This window comes from Coprococcus sp. OM04-5BH (genome assembly GCF_003482105.1).
Classification (GTDB): domain Bacteria; phylum Bacillota; class Clostridia; order Lachnospirales; family Lachnospiraceae; genus Coprococcus.
In genome coordinates, this window is the sequence record NZ_QULM01000004.1 from 199,518 (window position 1) to 219,576 (window position 20,059).

General features: G+C 42.3%; 12 protein-coding genes. 10 read left to right on the forward strand and 2 right to left on the reverse strand.

All coding sequences use genetic code 11. The features are described from left to right. Positions 1-616 precede the first annotated feature (616 nt). The gene (locus DXB54_RS09220) at positions 617-2,725 is read left to right on the forward strand and encodes a glutamine synthetase III family protein (protein ID WP_118694996.1); all 2,109 of its coding nucleotides are present in this window, start codon (positions 617-619) and stop codon (positions 2,723-2,725) included. A gap of 99 nt (positions 2,726-2,824) precedes the next feature. On the opposite strand, the gene DXB54_RS09225 is transcribed toward DXB54_RS09220, so the two are convergent. After that, complete coding sequence (locus tag DXB54_RS09225; RefSeq protein WP_158578223.1) at positions 2,825-3,541, reverse strand: LytR/AlgR family response regulator transcription factor; 717 nt, start codon at positions 3,539-3,541, stop codon at positions 2,825-2,827. A 411-nt stretch (positions 3,542-3,952) separates the two neighbouring features. On the opposite strand from DXB54_RS09225, the gene DXB54_RS09230 reads away from it, so the two are divergent. From DXB54_RS09230 to DXB54_RS09255, 6 genes are all read left to right on the forward strand, one after another. Beyond that, positions 3,953-4,330 carry a hypothetical protein gene (locus DXB54_RS09230; protein ID WP_118694998.1) on the forward strand — a complete coding sequence of 126 codons (378 nt, stop codon included), beginning with the start codon at positions 3,953-3,955 and terminating at the stop codon, positions 4,328-4,330. 126 nt (positions 4,331-4,456) lie between these two features. Continuing rightward, positions 4,457-5,707 carry a hypothetical protein gene (locus DXB54_RS09235; protein WP_118694999.1) on the forward strand — a complete coding sequence of 417 codons (1,251 nt, stop codon included), beginning with the start codon at positions 4,457-4,459 and terminating at the stop codon, positions 5,705-5,707. A gap of 28 nt (positions 5,708-5,735) precedes the next feature. Next, positions 5,736-6,470, forward strand: coding sequence for an ATP-binding cassette domain-containing protein (locus DXB54_RS09240; RefSeq protein WP_158578224.1), 735 nt, complete (start codon positions 5,736-5,738; stop codon positions 6,468-6,470). Between the two features lie 10 nt (positions 6,471-6,480). Continuing rightward, positions 6,481-8,535, forward strand: a complete 2,055-nt coding sequence (locus DXB54_RS09245) for a hypothetical protein (RefSeq protein WP_118695001.1) — start codon at positions 6,481-6,483, stop codon at positions 8,533-8,535. A 133-nt stretch (positions 8,536-8,668) separates the two neighbouring features. After that, the gene (locus DXB54_RS09250) at positions 8,669-10,639 is read left to right on the forward strand and encodes a DNA topoisomerase (RefSeq protein ID WP_118695002.1); all 1,971 of its coding nucleotides are present in this window, start codon (positions 8,669-8,671) and stop codon (positions 10,637-10,639) included. 43 nt (positions 10,640-10,682) lie between these two features. After that, on the forward strand, positions 10,683-11,363 hold the full coding sequence (locus DXB54_RS09255; RefSeq protein WP_118695026.1) for an acyltransferase: 681 nt from the start codon (positions 10,683-10,685) through the stop codon (positions 11,361-11,363). Positions 11,364-11,371: 8 nt separating this feature from the next. On the opposite strand, the gene DXB54_RS09260 is transcribed toward DXB54_RS09255, so the two are convergent. Continuing rightward, a complete protein-coding gene (locus DXB54_RS09260; RefSeq protein ID WP_021938598.1) occupies positions 11,372-11,905 on the reverse strand; it encodes a hypothetical protein in 534 nt (177 codons plus the stop codon). A gap of 109 nt (positions 11,906-12,014) precedes the next feature. Here DXB54_RS09260 and DXB54_RS09265 point away from each other — a divergent pair, with 109 nt between their 5' ends. The 3 genes from DXB54_RS09265 (at position 12,015) to DXB54_RS09275 (ending at position 20,017) form a co-directional block, all read left to right on the forward strand. Beyond that, a complete protein-coding gene (locus tag DXB54_RS09265) occupies positions 12,015-15,374 on the forward strand; it encodes a PD-(D/E)XK nuclease family protein (protein ID WP_118695003.1) in 3,360 nt (1,119 codons plus the stop codon). Then, on the forward strand, positions 15,349-19,137 hold the full coding sequence (locus DXB54_RS09270; RefSeq protein ID WP_118695004.1) for a UvrD-helicase domain-containing protein: 3,789 nt from the start codon (positions 15,349-15,351) through the stop codon (positions 19,135-19,137). The genes DXB54_RS09265 and DXB54_RS09270 overlap by 26 nt, the downstream gene beginning before the upstream one ends. Before the next feature lie 160 nt (positions 19,138-19,297). After that, positions 19,298-20,017, forward strand: coding sequence for an ABC transporter ATP-binding protein (locus tag DXB54_RS09275; RefSeq protein WP_021938594.1), 720 nt, complete (start codon positions 19,298-19,300; stop codon positions 20,015-20,017). Positions 20,018-20,059 lie beyond the last annotated feature (42 nt).

Consider the following 20,059-nt stretch of genomic DNA (forward strand, 5'->3'; position numbering starts at 1 on the left):
AGTTCAACTTCATTTGCATTAAGTATACCATTCTCATGGAGATTATCCAATTCCTTTTTGCGTCAAGCTTAAAATGATATAGGGCTTCGGCGAGCTTTAATTTTGTTCTTTCTGTATAATGTTTTGCTTTTAACATACGGCTGTATAGTTGCACCTGTTGGAAGGGGATTAAGAGATACATTTTCTTTCTCGAAAGTTCGGATACAGTTTCACTGGCGGATATACAGGGAAGGTCGTAGGTGACCATCTTGCCATCCGGCAGGTGCAGATTGACAGTTATCTTATATAATACATACAAGCCAATGCTGGTTAAAAAAGATAAATGAGGTTGTTAATAAAAATTTTAGAACTATACAAAATGTACTGTTTGACTTACACATATTCCATCGTACATGAATAGAAATTTTATATACCTTAAAAACAAAACCCCACCCGGCAATCCACTTAATTTTATTAAGAATTAAAATTAGGACTTGATTTTTTTGACATACAGGAGTATCCTACTGCTATCGAATAAATAACGAACTTGAACAAAGGTGTTCTCATTAGTTGAGGACACCTTTTTTGTTATTTAGAAGTAGTATTAGGATGTTTCAACAGAAAGGAAGTAAAGTGTATGATGAACAAGATTTCAGCCGTGTTTGGCTCCCATGTATTTTCAGATCAGGTAATGAGAGAGCGTCTTCCAAAGGCAGTATATAAATCTCTTAAGGAAACTATAGATAAGGGTGCTCCCCTTGATACATCTATTGCAGATTCAGTTGCAGCAGCAATGAAGGAGTGGGCAATGGAGCTTGGTGCTACTCACTACACACATTGGTTCCAGCCACTTACAGAGACAACAGCAGAGAAGCATGACTCATTTGTAAGTACTGTCGGTGATGGCGGTGTTATCCTGCAGTTCACAGGAAAGGAGCTTATAAAGGCTGAGCCGGATGCTTCATCATTCCCTTCAGGCGGTCTTCGTGCAACATGTTCAGCAAGAGGATATACAGCATGGGATTGTACATCACCTGCATTTGTCAAGACAACAGCAGAAGGTACATGTATCCTTTGTATCCCGGCTGCATTCACATCATATACAGGAGAGTCACTTGATTATAAGACACCACTTCTCCGTTCCATGGATGCCATAAGTGATCAGGCAATCCGTGTACTGAGATTATTTGGAAATACTACAGCTAAGAAAGTAACGGCTTCAGTTGGACCTGAGCAGGAATACTTCCTTGTAGATAAGGAGAAATTCGCAGGAAGAACAGACCTTAAGCTGTGCGGACGTACATTGTTCGGTGCAATGCCACCAAAGGGACAGGAGCTTGACGATCAGTACTTTGCATCTATCAAGGACAAGATCGCAGGTTATATGACAGAGTTAAATGAAGAGCTCTGGAAGTTCGGTATCCTTGCAAAGACACAGCATAACGAGGTTGCTCCGGCACAGCATGAGCTTGCACCAATCTTCTCAACAACAAATATTGCTACAGACCAGAACCAGTTGGTTATGGAGACAATGAAAAAAGTTGCTCATAAGCATGATCTTGAGTGCGTGCTTTATGAGAAGCCATTTGCAGGGGTAAATGGTTCAGGTAAGCACAACAACTGGTCGATTTCAACAGATGAAGGTGAGAACCTTATTGATCCTGGTAAGGAGCCAGAGAAAAATCTCCAGTTCCAGTTATTCCTGGCTGCTGTTATTGCCGCAGTAGATGAGAATGCAGAGCTCTTGAGACTGTCAGCTTCATCAGCAGGTAATGATCACAGACTCGGTGCAAATGAAGCACCACCTGCAATTATTTCAGCGTATCTTGGAGAGCAGCTTGAAGCGGTAGTTGACCAGATCATAAATGGCGGCGAGGCTAAGGAATCTCCTAAGGGCAAGAAATATGTATCAGGAACAAGAACACTTCCTACATTTACAATGGATGCGACAGATAGAAACAGAACTTCACCATTTGCATTTACAGGCAATAAGTTCGAGTTCAGAATGGTTGGTTCAACCCAGTCTATAGCATTTCCAATGATGGTTCTTAATACTATAGTTGCAGATCAGTTGGAGAAGATAGCCGATGAGCTTGAGAAGGCAGATGACTTCGAGGCAGCAGTAAAGGCAAAGACCAAGGAATTACTTACAGCGCATCAGAAAGTTATCTTCAATGGTAACGGATATTCAGAAGAGTGGGTAGAGGAAGCAGCTAAGAGAGGACTTCCAAACATACCATGTATGGTTGAGGCTGTTCCATATCTTGCCTCAGAGAAGAGCGTATCAATATTTGAAAGACTTGGTGTAATGAATAAGGCAGAGCTTGAAGCCAGAGCAGAGGTAATGCTTGAGAATTATGCTAAGAAGATCAACATTGAGGCACTTACAATGATAGAAATGGCAAATGAAGAGATCATTCCGGCAGTTATGGAATATCAGGCAGATCTTGCCAAGGGTGCAGCCGAGATCAAGGCACTTGGCATTGAACCATCAGTACAGATATCATTGCTTAAGACAATATCAGAGAAGCTTGCAGAACTTAAGGCTGCTACAGTTGCTCTTGAAGATAAGGTTGCCGGTGCTCATGCCCTTGAGGATGACATACCTGCATGGTCTAAGTACTACCATGATGAGGTGTTCGGATCCTTCGATGCAGTAAGAAAGCCTGCCGATGAACTTGAGAAGGAGCTTCCTAAGGATGCATGGCCATTCCCAACATATGAACAGCTTCTGTTTGAGCAGTAATGTCCATATGAAATTATGGGACGGCATTTAATGCTACAGGTTTTGTGAATAAAACATATAAATCTACATATAATACAGCTTATAAGATCACCTTGTTTCCTACGCGGAGGCAGGGTGGTTTTTTTTCGCTCCGGATATACACTTGCGTACCGAAGAAAGATATGATCTGCCTATAAGCAGGCTGCGGCCATTTGACATATATGCGTTGTTTCCCCGTATGTGTTCAACATGCCTGATGTTGATTATACTTGACTTATGGCATTGTACGAATTGGGATGGAAGCTTGGCCAATACACCGGACAGGGATGTACGTTCGTTGTAGGTCTGCCCTGTAGTGGTACAGATATGTATATAGTGTGCCGACTTTGCTATGCATACAATGTCATCAAAGGCAATCTGTGTAATATGACTTCTGTCGTTTATGTAGTAGAAATTGCCGAGCTGGGTATCTATCGCACGCTTCATAACACCCGATAAGCTGTCGTGGGAAAGGGGCTTTAAGATGTAGCCTGCAGCACTGACATCATATCCCTTAAGGGCATAATCCCTGTTATTTGTCAGGAACACCAGACTGTTATGATATCCAAGCTCGCGTAATTCTCTGCATATAATGAAACCGGAACCGGTGTGATCAAGATCTATATCTGCAAATAATATATCAAATTTATCTTCTGTGAATGTTTTTAATATCTGATCATCTGTAAACCTTATTATAGCTGTATTTATACCCCGCTCCTGAGACCACTCACTTATAAATAAGCAGGCATTTTCAAAATCTTCGTTGTTGTCTTCAAGTATTGCAACCCTTAAGCTCATTGTTCTCCTCCATAGCATAAAACCCCATAAAATGGAAGGCTGAATTTAGTAATATTATTAAGTAATGGCAAAAATGTTTCTCTGAAATATGCAAGAAAACTCATATGAGAATTGGTATTGATTATAGTGCGGTGAAATGCTACTTTAAAAAACTTCTTCCCAAACATATAATCTTGACTATATAAAATCCCTTTAAAACATGTCATCATGGTAATTATATCACGGCTCATAATTTAATTAAACACTAAAAACGCAATAAAAATGCAGTTCACGACCATTTTTATGCTGTTCACGCCAAGAGGATTGATAGAACTCGAAAAATGTTGTAAGCTTAAAATGTAATGCATTACATCTTAAAAAATATACTGTATTCAGTATCGAAAAAATAATTACGTACAAGGAGGGAAAACAATGTTTTCAATTAAGAAAAAGATAATAACATGTACACTGGCTGTAGCTATGGCAATGGGGGCTCAGGCAGTGCCGGTAAATGCAACAACTATAACTACTGATGTAAAAAGCACATCCGGAGGGTATACATACTACGTTAGGAAATCAGGAACTGGTGCAGAGTTAGGAACCATGAAACTGTGGAAGGACAGCGGTACTGTGTATAATTTATTCACTGCGAGTACAAAATGCAGTGTAGTTAAATCTTATGTTTCTCAGAATAATTCCGGATTTAAATCCAATACTGCATATGATGTTGGAGCTAGTGCATCCGTGCTTGCAACTAAATCTGTAAGCAATCCGACAAAGATATATGGATATTGCAGCGTAACATATTAAGATTTAAAAGATAAAAACTAAATAAATTGCCATGCCCAAGGTGCATTGTGCCTTGGGCATGGTCAGTGTTATTAAAAGTCAATATATTGTATTTAGTGCATATTTAGAAGGTGAAAGGATGGGGCTATGAGGAAAAAAATAATTATTATATCATGTGTAATTTTAGGAATACTGCTTATTGCTACCGGAGTGTATGTAATTCCACGATTGTTGAGGAGATTTCCTGATAAGGCGGCATATGCAACTTATTTAAAATGCTACAGTGAGGACGGGCTGTATTATAAGAAGGGCAATAAAATATATTTTCTTGATGCAGATACCCATAAGAGTGCCGTGGTGTGTAGTAAGGCTAATTGTAATCACGATTCAGAGGACTGTAATGCCTATATTGAGGGTGCCAACATGTTCATGTATTATGATGGCTATGTGTATGTATCAAGTTTTGTAGTTGATGCTAACTCCGATAATGGTGAAGTTGAGTTTTTCGGTGGGGCAAGGTTGGATGGCATATCCTGTGATGGATCAAAGAGGGTGAATATATATAACGCTGATTGCGGGGCTGTTTTGTCTGTAAAGGCGATAGACGGGGATATTTATTTCACAGCGTATAAATTCAGAAATGAAAAGGATTTTACAGATCCGGTGCATGATAATTATCTGTATAAGTATGATCTGAGATGGAACAAGAGTACATGCTTGTATGAATATAATGACGATTCGGAGAGCCAGTATAGTTCGGCATTAGAGATTGCAGAGGGGGATTCGAAGAATATATATATACAACATAGCTGGTGTACCGATAGCAGTGGCTCAGAACCCGATATAAATGTTGATCTTTTTAAACTGGAAGATGATCAGATGCAGCTTTTGGATAGTTGGGAAAATGTTTATTGGATAAATGTTTTGGATAATGAAGAGTATGGAATTGCATCTGTAAAGGGGCAGGAAGAAGATGCAGATACGATCATCTATGAATTTAAAGACGATAAGATTGGTGAAACTGAGCTGATGAGGATAAAAGATGGATATGGAGATATTATGCATGAATACATAAGTGTTGTGAACACAGATTATAAAAAACTGCTTTATGATATAAAAAATAATAAATACTACATAGCGAATACCACATTTACAGAAGAGGGAACGTATATCTCCGATGTGCATGATATTGACGAAGAACATAACAGGATATACATAGATAATCATGATTATACAGGAATGTTGCCTGGAACTGTTTATACTGAAGATATGAGTGATTATGGCGTGGTGGATTTTGATGTGTTCAGAGACACCTTTTACACAGAACTTGATGATCTCACAGATGAGCAGAGAAAGCAGTTTGATGCTATGGATTGGATAGTTATCGGGGAAAGGTAGATTTGTTCAAACAGGGGAGGATATGGTTATGGAATTGGCGTTAAAAGGGATTACGAAGCAATATGGCAGCAAGAGGGCACTGGATGATTTCTCATATTCCTTTGAGGAGGGAGTATATGGATTACTGGGTCCTAACGGTGCCGGAAAGAGCACACTTATTAAGATAATAACCCATAGTGTAAAGCCCACAGGAGGCGAGATCACTCTGGATGGTGACGATATATTTAAGCAGAAGGAGGAGTATAGAAAACGTATAGGTTATATGCCGCAGCAGCAGACTATATATCCGTTTTATACCGGAAGGCAGTTCCTTAATTATATGGGATTGTTAAAGGGAGAGGACAGGAAAAGCCTTGATGACAAGATACAGTTCTATCTTGAGAAGGTAAATCTTATATCTGTGGCGGATAAGAAGATCGGTACATATTCCGGAGGTATGAAGCAGCGTCTGCTTATTGCCCAGACCTTTCTTGGAGATCCGGATATAATGATCTTTGATGAGCCGACTGCAGGACTTGATCCTAAGGAGAGGATACATGTCAGAAATCTTATACATGATAATTCTGCAGGCAAGATAATTATTGTTGCTACCCATGTTGTACAGGACATAGAAAGTATTGCGGATTGTATAGTACTTCAGAAGGAAGGAAAGGTTGCGGAGGCTGATGCACCGGACAAGCTGGTAGAAAAGATGGGGGTTGATCCGGATCAGGGACTTGAAGGAGTATACATGAAGGTGTTTGAAGAGACAGAGCTTAAATAGGAGGTAGGATATGGTATGTTTAGTTAATGAACTTAGAAATATGCTGCATAACCGTAAGATCTGGATGGCCTTTTTGATACTTTTGTTTCTGAATGGTGTATTTTATGTTCTGTATATTAATGCTGATACGCTGGATCATTCCACATACAGGGATATGTGCAACAGGATAAACACAGGAGAACTTGAGATTGGTGATATCCTCATGGAAGCCCAGGAGTCCGGTGAAGCCCAGGACATAATTGATGAATATATGGCAGTGGCTGATTATGATATTTATCTTGAGAAGGTACAGACTGAGGCGGATAATAACAGAGATATATCTATATTCCAGAGCAGATATTCTATTAACAATATAGAGAAGACAAAACAGGCTTATGCCAAGCTTAAGGGTGTTCAGCCTGAGTTCTTTGGATCACGTGGAATATGCAGATTTTTCGGATATTATGGAATGATCATAGTGGTGGTTATATTTGCAGCAGTGTTGTCTATAGAAGGTGTGATGAGAGATAAGAAGAATGGTCTTCTTAACCTGTATAAGACAACAAGGAAGGGCGACAGCAGGCTCGTCATAGGCAAGTACCTCGCATCCGCAATAATACTGCTTCTGATGTGGGCGTGTGTGTATGTATCCGATATATTTATAACCGAGATCATGTATGGTGCAGTGGATAAGAGCCTGCCGGTACAAAGTCTGGCAGACTATATTGATTTCGGCTACAGGATGAATATATATCAGTTTATGCTGGCAGATTTCCTGTGTAAGTATATAGGGCTTCTTGCCGTACTTTCCCTGATAATGCTTATGAACATGATATCGGCAAATGAAGCTATGGCCTTTGTGAAATGCATCATAATAGTCGCCTTGGCAGGTGCTGCATCAGGGGTGGCGAAGCTGGCTGGAAATGAGCTTGGATACAGAGTGTTTGGAGGCAGCATATTTAATAGTGAAAGGTTCTTCGGATACCTGAATTACAATATATTTAATAATGCCGTAAGTGCAATTATGGTTGACATAATTATATTTGTAGTAATCATTGTTGTTGGCATATGTATTTCGTGCGTATATTTCATGAACAAGGAGATCTACTATAATCAGATAATGATTGGAAGCAGACTGAAGGCAAGGCTTTTTGGAGGCTACAGGATCCGGGGGCTTGGGGCGTTGGAGTCTTATAAGCTGTGGATTGGATATAAAATGATATTCGTTCTGTTGCTTCTGGTGTTCATAATAGGCTATATGTATTATGGTAAGACCATGAAATGGGGGATCAGTGAAATTTACTATAGGTATTATGTAAACCAAATCGCCGGAGATGTCACTGAAGAAAAGATGGATTATCTGGAGTCGGAGAAAGAGAATTTTGATAAACTCAGACTTGAATATGAAGAAGTAATTCAGAAATATGATGCCGGAGAGATATCCTATGATAAGTATAACAGGGCAAATGACAGTATCCAGGAACAGTTAAATAAAGAACCGGGGTTTGACCGGTGCAGAGAGTATGTTGAGTATGTTGTTGAAAAGAATAAGGACAATGATGGAGCGGAGCTTGGCTTCGTGTATGACAGAGGCTATGATCTGCTTATTGGGGATAAATCAGTAGAATCCCGCAGACTTAATGCCATAATGTTTCTGACATTTGGATTTATAATCCTGTCATTTATGTATCTGTCAGATTACAAGGATAAGATAAATGAACTGGTGATGACTACAGAGAAATACAGGACGTTAGATAGCATAAAGACAATAAAGTCGGTTGCTGTTCTTGTGTTTGCTTATGTGGCTATCTATGGGACGGAGTTCTTGTGGATCACGAAGAACATAGACCTTGAAGGCAGCGGTTACAGTATCTACAGCCTGTACAGTATGAGAGAGACAGCTTTTAATGTGACGATATTACAGTATCTGATCATAGTGCAGCTTGTGAGAATATTGATATTTGCCCTGTTGTCGGTATTGTTTGTCTTTATAGGAAAGAAGGTTAAGAATACATTTTATATGCTTGGTGGAGCACTTTTGATCGTAGTGCTGCCGCTGGTATTCATGTATGTGTCAGGAATGTAACATTAATAAAAGGGTGATGGTTATCATATGTATCGAGCAGGCTTCTGCCTGCTCGATTTTTTGCTTATATTGTTTCAAAAAAGCTCTGTTTGATATATAATGGAGAGAAATGAAAAAATTCCGGAGGTAATATTTGAAGAATTTATATATAGCAGAGAAGCCCAGCGTGGCAAGACAATTCGCTGATGTGCTTCATGTTAATGGAAATGGAAGAGATGGATATCTTGAGTCGGAGGACTCTATCGTTACCTGGTGCGTAGGACATCTTGTCACTATGAGTTACCCGGACGCCTATGATGAGAAGCTTAAGCGGTGGAGCCTTGACACTATTCCGTTTGTTCCGAAAGAATACAAATACGAGGTTATACCTGCTGTTGCCAAGCAGTTTAACATAGTGAAGAAGCTCCTGAACAGAGAGGATGTAGGCTGTATATATGTGTGCACTGACTCCGGACGTGAGGGAGAGTACATATACAGGCTTGTGGACGACATGGCGGGACATCCTGATAAGGATAAGCGTCGTGTATGGATAGACTCCCAGACTGAGGAGGAGATACTCAGAGGCATCAGAGAGGCCAGGCCGGAATCAGAGTATAACAGCTTAAGTGACGCCGCATACCTCAGGGCGAAGGAGGACTACCTTATGGGTATAAACTTCTCCAGAGCTTTGTCACTTAAGTACAGCTATGTGGTGAAGAGTTATCTGGGCCTGGACAAGTGTGTCATAGCTGTAGGCAGGGTGATGACCTGTGTCCTTGGAATAATCGTTAAGAGGGAGCGGGAGATAAGGGAGTTTGTCAAGACTCCTTTCTATCGTGTTGTGGGAAATATTGCACTGTCAGACGGACAGTTTGACGCAGAGTGGAAGGCTGTGAAGGACACAAAATATTTTCAGTCCCCGCTTTTGTATAAGGAGAACGGCTTTAAGAAAAAAGAGGACGCCGAGAAGCTTATAGAGGAGCTTAATGCAGGCGGAATGGACGCCAGGGTGCTTTTCGTGACCAATAAGCAGGAGAAGAAGGCACCACCGTTGTTATATAATCTGGCGGAGCTTCAGAATGACTGCTCCACACTTTTTAAGATAAGTCCCAGCGACACTCTTAAGATAGTTCAGGAGCTTTACGAGAAGAAGCTTGTGACATATCCGAGAACCGACGCCAGGGTATTGTCCACGGCAGTTGCCAAGGAGATATATAAGAACATAAATGGTCTGACAAGGGTACAGAATATGCAGGGCTATGCTGCCGAGGTGCTGCAGATGGGAAGCTATAAAAAGATAGCGTCCACAAGGTATGTGAATGACAAGCAGATCACAGATCACTATGCAATCATTCCTACCGGGCAGGGACAGGCTGCGTTAAATGGTGTGTCTGATATCCATAAAAAGGTGTATGAGATAATATGCAGGAGATTTTTAAGTATATTCTACCCTGCGGCGGTTTATAAGAAGACTGCTCTGGAGGTACTTAAGAATGGCGAGCATTTATTTGCCAATTTCAAATATCTTATGGACCGGGGGTATCTTAAGGTGGCAGATAACAGCTATTCCAAGAAGAAGGATGAAGAGAAGTACAGCCCTGAATTTGTTGAGGCATGCGGCAAGGTGAAGAAGGGAGACATCCTTCAGGTGAACAGCTTTCAGGTTAAGGAGGGTGAGACCACACCTCCTAAGAGGTATAACTCCGGTTCTCTTATCCTTACCATGGAGAATGCCGGCCAGTTCATCGAGGATGAAACCTTAAGAGAGCAGATCAAAGGTGCGGGGATTGGAACCAGTGCCACAAGAGACGGAATAATAACCAAGCTGGTGAATAACAAATACATATCTCTTAACAAAAAGACACAGATCGTTACACCGACACTTCTTGGAGAGGTGATCTATGATATTGTATATTATTCCATCAACGGATTGTTGCGGGCGGACCTTACAGCGTCCTGGGAGAAGGGGTTGTGCGGTGTGGCTGACGGAAGTATATCCGAGCAGGAATATACTGATAAGATGACTTCGTTTGTGATCAGGTATACCGATATGGTGAAGAAGATCAACAATCAGAACCGCATAACGACAGTATTTGACCGGGCGAAGAAGTATTATAAGAAATGATCAATAACCTATATTATATAAATGATCACAGGAGGAAATGATGATGGAAGCAGTAGAAAACAGAGTGACAATAAAGGAATTATATAAGGAGCTTGACGAGACAATGGCGAAGGAGCTGCTTGACAGCCTCGTATATCCATGGGAGGCACTGCCCCTTATTAAGGACTACATACTTAAGATAGGAGCCACATTAAGTGAGGATGAGTATGACAAGAGGGCTGATGATATCTGGATCCATAAGACCTGTAAGGTATATGAAACCGCCAGTATTACCGGACCATGTATCATAGGTGAGAAAACAGAGGTGAGACCATCAGCCTTCATCAGAGGTAATGCTCTTGTGGGTAAGAACTGCGTTATAGGTAATTCCACAGAGCTTAAGAATGTTATCATATTCAACAATGTGCAGGTGCCACATTACAATTATGTGGGAGACTCTATCCTTGGATTTCATTCCCATATGGGAGCCGGAAGTATCACTTCAAATGTTAAGTCAGACAAGACCCTTGTATGTGTAAATGGTGATGGCTTCAAGCTTGAGACAGGAATGAAGAAGTTTGGTGCCATGCTTGGTGATTATGTAGAGGTTGGTTGTAACAGCGTGCTTAATCCCGGTACAGTAGTGGGAAGCCACACTAATATCTATCCTCTGTCAAGAGTAAGAGGCTATGTGCCATCAGACAGTATCTACAAGGATAAGGATGATATTGTGAAGAAGCACTAGGCAGCAGACTATTCAACCACTGCTGCTGTAAGGGCTTCCTTAATGGCGTTACATATGACGGATGTGGTGTACACGTTGTCAGATGAACAGGTTATGTCATCAATGGAATTTACATATTCAAGCTGGGTGTTTATATCCTGTATGGTTTCTTCCATAAGAGGATACATGGTCTTGACCGCGTCATCCATGTTGGACAGAGATACGGAGGTTACGGATTCTTCATTACATGTGACCATTACACTTAAGGAGCCGTCACCCATTGACAGGGTTGCACTGTAGGTTCCGGGCTTGTAATGTACACCTGACATGTCCCCTGTATCAGTTGTGTCAGCCACGGCTTCATCCTCTGTTGCAGAGTCTCCATCAGGCTGGACGGTGGCTGTTTCTTTGGTGGCTGAGTTACCGGCCTGATCGTTTTTTCTGTCGGCAGATGGTTTGAACATGGATTTTAATATTATTATCATCAGTACCACAAGCCCTATAAACACAGCCGTGTACAGGATTTCTTTGGATTTAAGCACGATTAATTTAGTATTTGCCATGAGTATTCTCCCGTAATATATAAGTTTAATACTATACTTTATTCGGGGGTATGGGAGAATATGAATACAATTTTCCCCTTTTTTATGACATGAAATATCAGGAGGCATAATGTCGGTTCAGTTTGTTTTTGGTGTATCCGGTTCAGGTAAATCGGAGGAGATATACAGAAGAATAATAGAGGCGTCCATGGAACATCCGGACAGGAATTATTATCTTGTTGTTCCGGAGCAGTATACTATGGAGGCTCAGAGAGATCTGGTGGCGAGACATCCCAACGGAGGGATATTAAATATTGACGCCATTGGCTTTAACAGGATGTGCTACAGGATATTTGACGAGTTAAATGAGCCTGTGGAGTCTGTGCTCATGGATTTCGGTAAAAGCATGCTCATAAAAAAGGTTCTTGATAACCACAGGGATGAGCTTATGGTCTATGGCAGATGTGCAGGGAAGATCGGCTTTGTTGATGAGATGAAGTCCATGATGTCTGAGCTGTTCCAGTACGGTATCACAAGAGATCAGGTGGCACAGGTTATGGAGGGGCTTGACCCGGAGTCTGTGCTGTATAAGAAGCTGGCAGATCTTCTGTGTGTGTATGACGGTTTTACTGAGGAGACCGGCAGGGCGTATATTGTGGCCGAGCAGCTTATTGAGAAGCTTATACCCGTGGTGTCAGGTTCCCGGATAATGAGGAACAGCACCCTTTATTTTGATGGGTTTACAGGCTTTACCCCGGTTCAGATGAAGCTTATAGGCGAGCTTATGGGCATATGTCCTGATATGACATTTTCATTTACCATGGATCCTGATGATATATCCCTTGCTGCCATAAAGCCCTATGAATTGTTTTATCTCAGCAAGCAGTCGGTAAAGGATATAACCCACATGGCCATGGAGGCGGCCTGTGAGATACTTCCTCCTGTTCTGATGAGAACAGATTCTGCAAACAGGTTCTCGGACAACCCTGAGCTTGCCCATCTGGAGAGCCAGATATTCAGATTCCCCTATAAGAAGTATAAGAAAAGTTTACATAACATAGAGATGTGGGCTTCTTCCGACCTTAACAATGAGATACGTTTTGTGGCGGATAAGATAAGTGAGCTGGTGAAGAGCGGCAGATATCGTTACAGGGATATAGCGGTTGTTGCGGGAGATCTGGAGACTGCGGTCCACGGCTACAGCAAGATAATGGAGGAGTATGGTATTCCGGTATATATAGATACGAATACTGTCCTTGGGGCAAATCCCTTCACTGAAACCATAAGAAGTGTAATATCCCTGTACAGTGAGAACTTCTCCTACGACAGTGTCATGAGATATCTTAAGGCGGGGATGACTGGAATAGATAACAACAGCATTGAGTATCTGGAGAATTATATTATAAAACGCAATGTCAGAGGGTATGCCGCATGGAACCGGGAGATACCGGAGAAATATGAGAAGTATCCGTTTGTGAGTCTTGAGGGCTGCCGGCAGGAGTTTATGGCAACTTTGGTTGACATAACTAATTGCTTTAAAAAGCGGAATGCTACAGTGAAGGACTATGTTGACGGTCTGAGGGCATTTGTGAAATATATCCACATGGAGGACAAGCTGGAGCTTAGGTGCAAGGAACTTACAGGATCCGGAAGACTTTCGGAGGCGGAGGTATATGGACAGGTTTATGAGAAGCTTGAGAATTTATTCGACAAGATAGATGAGCTTATCGGCACTGAGAAAATGAAGATAAAGGAGTTCTACGACATAGTTGATGTGGGACTTTCAGAGCTTGAGATAGGTACTGTACCGCCGACCACCGACAGGGTTGTCATTGGAGATATAACCAGATCGAGACTTAACCATATAAAGGTGCTGTTCCTTACCGGTGCAAATGAAGGCATAATCCCGAAGGCTGCCAAAAAGGGCAGGATATTGTCGGATACTGACAGGGAAACTCTCGAGGCGAAGTCCATAAAGCTTGCTCCGTCAGAGAAGATAAATGCATTTGTGGAGCAATTTTATATCTATCTTGCCATCACAAAGCCTTCGGACAGGTTTTACCTGTCCTACAGAAAGGTGAGTGAGTCCCTTAAGGCCATGAAGCCTTCGTATCTTATAACCAGAATAACAAATCTTTTCGAAGACATTAAGATCAATGAGTATGATCCCATGGAACGGAGGCCCGGCAATATTGGGGCTGCCTTAAGATATGTTACAGGCAACATCTGGAACAGGGATAAGCAGGTGCTTAATAATACCTATGCCAGGATATTAAGGGAGCAGGGCTTTGATACATATATTAATGCCATGCTTAAGGGTGCCAGGTATGTGAATACGGAGAAGCCTTTAAGCAATGAGACGGTGAAGCTGTTGTACGGAGAACAGCTTAAGCAGTCGGTGTCCAGGCTTGAGACATTTGCAGAGTGCAATTTCAAATACTTCCTCAGATACGGGCTGGGACTTAATGAGCGTGACACCTATGAGGTGGACAGCCGCAATGTGGGAACCATATTACACAGTGTAATGGAAAAGGTGTTCTATAATGTAAAGGATCACCATAATAATGACTGGAACACCATAGATGATGAACTCAGGGATGATCTGGTGAAGAAGGCTCTGGCTGAGGCGGCAGAAAGTGTCAGTGGAAGCTTCTTCCGGGATGTTGCCAGAAATGAATACATGTATCATATGCTGGAGCGTATATCCTTAAGAACCATGAAGGTGCTCCAGCGTCAGATAAAGCTTGGAAGCATGAAGCCTGTTATGATCGAGGAGACCTTTAATTCCGAGAGGATCAAGGACTCGGGATATAACTATATACTTGAAAATGGTATGAAGATGTCCCTTACAGGTAAGATCGACAGGGCGGATATGGTTTTGGAGGACGGAATTGTGTATGTGAAGCTGGTGGATTACAAATCTTCCTCCATGGATGTAAAGTTTGATGAGATAATCCAGGCAAGGAAGCTGCAGCTTATTGCCTATTCGGGAATAGTGAGGGAACTGGTAAGGGCAAATTACAGGGATCATGATGTTGATATGGCAGGCATACTGTACTATGCCTTTGACGACCCTATAATAGACGGAAGCCTTGATGATGAAGATCATGAGGAGGCGGCTATGAACAGTCTTAAGATGAAGGGATTTGTTCATTCAAGCACTGACGTGATAAAGCTTCTTGACAGGACCATGACAACGGCTGTTCCCGTGTCCCTTAAGACAGATGGTATAAAGAATACCGAGAGCACCCTTACAAGGGAGCAGATAGATAATCTTATTGAGACCACAAGGGAGAATATAGGTGCCATAGGCAACATGATGGTCAGGGGTGATATAAGCAACAGCCCTTTAAATAAGTCAAATGCCTGTGATTATTGTCCCGGAAGGAATGTGTGCAGATTTGATGTGAAGTACGGAGGAAATTCCGTGAAATACAGTGTGTTTGAGGAAGGAGGTGCAGCCCATGAAGTGGACAAAGGGACAGAGTGATGTTATTACCTCCAGAGGCGGCGACCTTCTTGTATCAGCGGCGGCAGGCTCCGGTAAGACTGCTGTTCTGGTTGAAAGGATAATCAGGATGGTGCTTGGAGATGAGAGTGAGGATGGTGCTTCTTGCGGCATAGATATAGATGAGCTTCTGGTGGTGACATTTACCAGGGCTGCGGCTTCCCAGATGAAGGAGAAGATCGAGGCTGCCCTTGAGAAAAAGGTGGAGGAGAGACCTTTTGATGAGCACCTTATAAAGCAGTTATCCCTGATACACAGGGCAGATATAACCACCATAGACAGCTTGTGCCTTAACATTGTGAAGGAGAACTTCAATGTGGTGGGACTTGATTCTTCCTTCAGCATAGGAGATCCCGGAGAGCTGGAGCTTCTGGCAGGGGATGTTATGAAGGATTACATGGAAGAGCTTTATGGCAGTGGGGACAGTGACTTTTATGATCTGGTGGACTGTTTTTCCAGGAAACACTCCGATATGGCTGTTGAGAATATGATAAGGGATGTAGTGAAGGTGGCAGACAGCTATCCCGATCCCAAGAGATGGTACAGGAACGCCCTTAAGGCACTGGAGATAAACACTGTGGAGGAGCTTGATGAGACTCCGTGGATGAAGGATTATCTTGAAAATGTAAACAATACCCTTAAGTCCGTGGTGCTTGACATAAGGGGTTATATAGATATGTGTAATCTGCCGGGAGGACCTTATACCTATGAGGGAACTCTTCTTGAGGATATAGGTCTTATAGAGAGCGTAGGCTGTGTGAAGTCGGTAAGCAGACTTGCAGGCCGGGACATTAAATTCCCAAGGATGGCAAGGAAGCCTGCGGATTCCGATCCGGACATTGTGGACTATATCACAAAGGGCAGGAAGAAATACAAGGATACGGTTACAGGACTTTTTCTAAAGAAGGATGTGGATACCATACTGCTGGAGCAGAAGTATATCGGAAATCTCATGAGCACGCTGGTAAGGATAGCAGATGGCTATCGGGACAGGCTGCTTGAGGCTAAGAGGGACAAGAATATATTTGACTTCTCGGATATAGCACAATTTGCCCTGTCTGTGGTGTGCGACGGCTATGACAGCGAGGGAAACTGTATCCCTTCCGTTGTGGGCAACAGGATCTCGGAGCAGTACCGGGAGATATTCATTGACGAGTATCAGGACAGTAATTTCCTTCAGGAGGATATAATCAAATGTATATCCGGTCATGGTGAGGGAATAGATAATATGTTCATGGTTGGAGATGTGAAGCAGAGCATATACCGTTTCAGAATGGCAAGACCTGACCTGTTCATAAAGAAGTACAATACCTATGGTGCCCCGGGGGATGAGGATCACAAGCGTATACTGCTGTCAAATAATTTCAGAAGCTCTGAGATAATATTAAATACAGTCAACAGTATATTTGCAGGGATAATGGGGGCAGATCTTGGAGAGATAGAGTATGATGAGGCGGCAAGCTTAAAGCCGGGACTTATAAGACCGGAGCTTAACAGGGATACATACAGATCCGAGCTGTTGCTTATAGATATGGATGACAAAGAGGCTGAGACCGGTAGTGTGACAGGTACTCTTGACAAGAATGAGACAGAGGCTGTTGCCATTGCCAGAAAGATAAAGGAGATCGTGGATGGTCCGGATCCCCTTATGGTCACAGACGGAGAGGACGAACAGGGAAATACCCTGTTCAGGAAGGTCAGATACGGAGATATCGCCATACTCCGGCGTGGGGTTAAGGACATATCCACGACCTATGATTATGTGTTTGAGGAGTATGGGATACCCCTCTATCAGGAGAGTGACAATGGATATTTTGACGCTACGGAGATCCGTGTGCTCCTGTCAATGCTTGCGGTTATCGATAATGCCCATCTTGATTATGAGCTGGCGGCAGTGCTGAGATCACCTATAGGGAATATGGACTCCAATGAGCTTGCCTTGGTGGTTGGCTCATATAGGAGAGACATGGAAGCGGCGGATGCCGGTTCAGGCGAAACTGAAAATACAGGCTTGGGTGAAGCCGGACATACAGGTTCTGTAGAAGTGACATACAGGAACGCAGATCTGTATGACAAGATTTGTAGTTATGTAAACTTGCATAATGATGACACAGCAGCGAAGCTTGCAGAATTTCTTGACCTTCTTCTGTATCTTAAAGAGCATAAAAATTATATGTCAATCAGCGAGATAATAAATTATGTTCTTGATAAGACCGGGTATTACTGGTATGTGGGAGCCATGAGAGCGGGAAAGAAGCGTCAGGCGAATATCGACATGCTCATAGATAAGGCTGATAAGTACGAGGACAGCATATACAAGGGACTTTTTAACTTCATAAGATATATGGAGAGACTTAAGGTAAATGAGGTGGATTTCGCCGAGGCGAATGTCATATCCGATGAGGATGATGTGGTAAGACTGATGACCATGCATAAAAGTAAGGGACTGGAGTACAAGGTGGTATTTGTGTCAGGTTTACATAAAAAACTAATGAACCTGGATGCCAGAAAGCCTGTCTATGTACATCCTGACTATTATCTTGCCTGTCATGCCATCGATCCGGTAAAGAGGATAAAGCAGAAGGATACCTTTATGAGAAGTGCATTTGTCCAGTTCATGACCAGGGAGTATTACAGTGAGGAAATGCGTATCCTTTATGTTGCATTAACCAGAGCGAAGGAGAAGCTTTATATGACAGGCTGTGTCAAGGAAGCTTATGGTTACCTGGAGGCCATGTCAAGAACTGCAAAGGATCCTGAGGGACACATCAGTTATCTGAGTAAGCTTTCTGCGGGAAGCTATCTTGACTGGATATTGATGGCAAGAAGTGATATTGCTGCCCTTGAAAGCCATGAGGATGGGAATATCAGCATAAAGGTTCTAAAAGCCCGGGATATTGTGACGGAGAGAGACTTCAGGGCAGTGAAGAATATAGCTGAGAGATCAGAGCTTATAGATACTGACAACATAGATCAGGATATCTACAATGAGATTAAAGGCTCTGTAGACTTCAAATATCCATATGCCAACAGCAATATAAAGAGCAAGCTGTCTGTAACCGAGATAAAGCGTATGAAGAATCGGGGCGAGGAAAATGAAGGAACCGAACTGAGATTCTCCGATAAAACAGCGAATGCAGAAGGTGAAGATAAATCTTCAGATGAAATTGAAAAAACAGAAGGCGAAGATAAGGCTTCCGATAAAATTGAACGTGAAGGCAAGATAAAGGGCAGTGATATAGGAACTGCCATGCATAAGTGTATGGAGCTTCTTGATCTTGACCGGGGCAGCAGGGAAGAGGTGCAAGCCCAGGTTGACGGCTTCTTTGAACTGGGAATATTCGATGAGGAGCTTCGCCCGTATATAAGCATTTACAGACTTTCGAGAATGTTGTGCAGCGACCTTGGAAGACGTATGGCAGCAGCCGGTGAAAGAGGTGAGCTGTACAGGGAGCAGCAGTTTTACTATGGAGTTAAAGCAGGCGACATCTATGGCAGAAATTGCGGTGATGCTGATGAAATGATACTTGTACAGGGAATAATAGACGCTTATTTTATAGAGGATGGTGGACTTGTTATAATAGATTACAAGACCGACAGGGTAGACAGTCTTGAAAAGCTAAAGGATATGTATCATGTCCAGCTTGATATGTATGCGGATATAATCAGTAAGCTTACGGGACTTCCTGTGAAGGAGAAGGTGCTGTATTCCTTTAACCTGAACGACAGCATATCATTCGGGTAGGATTTTATAAACAATGGGAGAGATTCATATTTTCTATGAATATCTCCCATTATGTGTTAGAATAGGAAGGTAAGACTTTGACCGTGACAGACGTGCTTTCTGCGGTATGGAATGGGAGGCATATAACATAAATAAAAACATCACAGAAAGGATATAGGGGATGATAAAAGCCAGCAATTTAAGGAAGGTCTACGGAGGGGATTTCGTATCTGTGGATAACTTAAGCTTTGATATAAATAAGGGTGAGATCGTGGGCTTTGTAGGTCAGAATGGTGCCGGAAAGACTACAACCATAAAAATGCTTACAGGTATACTTAGACCCACCTCGGGAACAGTGGCAATAAATGGAGCAGACATAGAAAAGGAGCCGGTAAAGGCTAAGCAAGCTATCGGATATATAGCGGATAATCCTGATATATTTCTCCATCTCACAGGATCTGAATATGTTAATTTCATAGCAGATATATACGGAGTGTCGGAGGCTGACAGGAAGAAGCGTATAGAGCAGATGGCTGACCGCTTTGGAATGGAAGACAGCCTTAACAAGAAAATGCTTGGATATTCCCATGGCATGAGACAGAAGATGATGGTAATCGGAGCTCTTGTACATAAACCGCCTGTATGGATCCTTGATGAGCCTATGACGGGACTGGATCCGAATGCAGCCTACGAGCTTAAGAAGATGATGCGTGAACATGCAGATGAGGGCAATTGTGTATTCTTTTCTACCCATGTTCTTGAGGTGGCAGAGAAGCTCTGCGACAGGATAATTATGATAAAGAAGGGCGAGAGTATATATCAGGGAACCCTTGAGGAGCTTTGTGAGAAGCATAAGAATAAATCTCTTGAGGATATATTCATTGACATGACACAGGAATAAATCTTGCAGGATTTCAAACGGTTTATATAATGACATATATTC

Coding starts and splice junctions, on each gene's coding strand:
- DXB54_RS09270 (WP_118695004.1), top strand. CDS start 15,349: ATGAAGTGGACAAAGGGACAGAGTGATGTTATTACCTCCAGAGGCGGC.
- DXB54_RS09235 (WP_118694999.1), top strand. CDS start 4,457: ATGAGGAAAAAAATAATTATTATATCATGTGTAATTTTAGGAATACTG.
- DXB54_RS09240 (WP_158578224.1), top strand. CDS start 5,736: ATGGAATTGGCGTTAAAAGGGATTACGAAGCAATATGGCAGCAAGAGG.
- DXB54_RS09230 (WP_118694998.1), top strand. CDS start 3,953: ATGTTTTCAATTAAGAAAAAGATAATAACATGTACACTGGCTGTAGCT.
- DXB54_RS09225 (WP_158578223.1), bottom strand. CDS start 3,541: ATGAGCTTAAGGGTTGCAATACTTGAAGACAACAACGAAGATTTTGAA.
- DXB54_RS09260 (WP_021938598.1), bottom strand. CDS start 11,905: ATGGCAAATACTAAATTAATCGTGCTTAAATCCAAAGAAATCCTGTAC.
- DXB54_RS09275 (WP_021938594.1), top strand. CDS start 19,298: ATGATAAAAGCCAGCAATTTAAGGAAGGTCTACGGAGGGGATTTCGTA.
- DXB54_RS09245 (WP_118695001.1), top strand. CDS start 6,481: ATGGTATGTTTAGTTAATGAACTTAGAAATATGCTGCATAACCGTAAG.
- DXB54_RS09265 (WP_118695003.1), top strand. CDS start 12,015: ATGTCGGTTCAGTTTGTTTTTGGTGTATCCGGTTCAGGTAAATCGGAG.
- DXB54_RS09220 (WP_118694996.1), top strand. CDS start 617: ATGATGAACAAGATTTCAGCCGTGTTTGGCTCCCATGTATTTTCAGAT.
- DXB54_RS09255 (WP_118695026.1), top strand. CDS start 10,683: ATGGAAGCAGTAGAAAACAGAGTGACAATAAAGGAATTATATAAGGAG.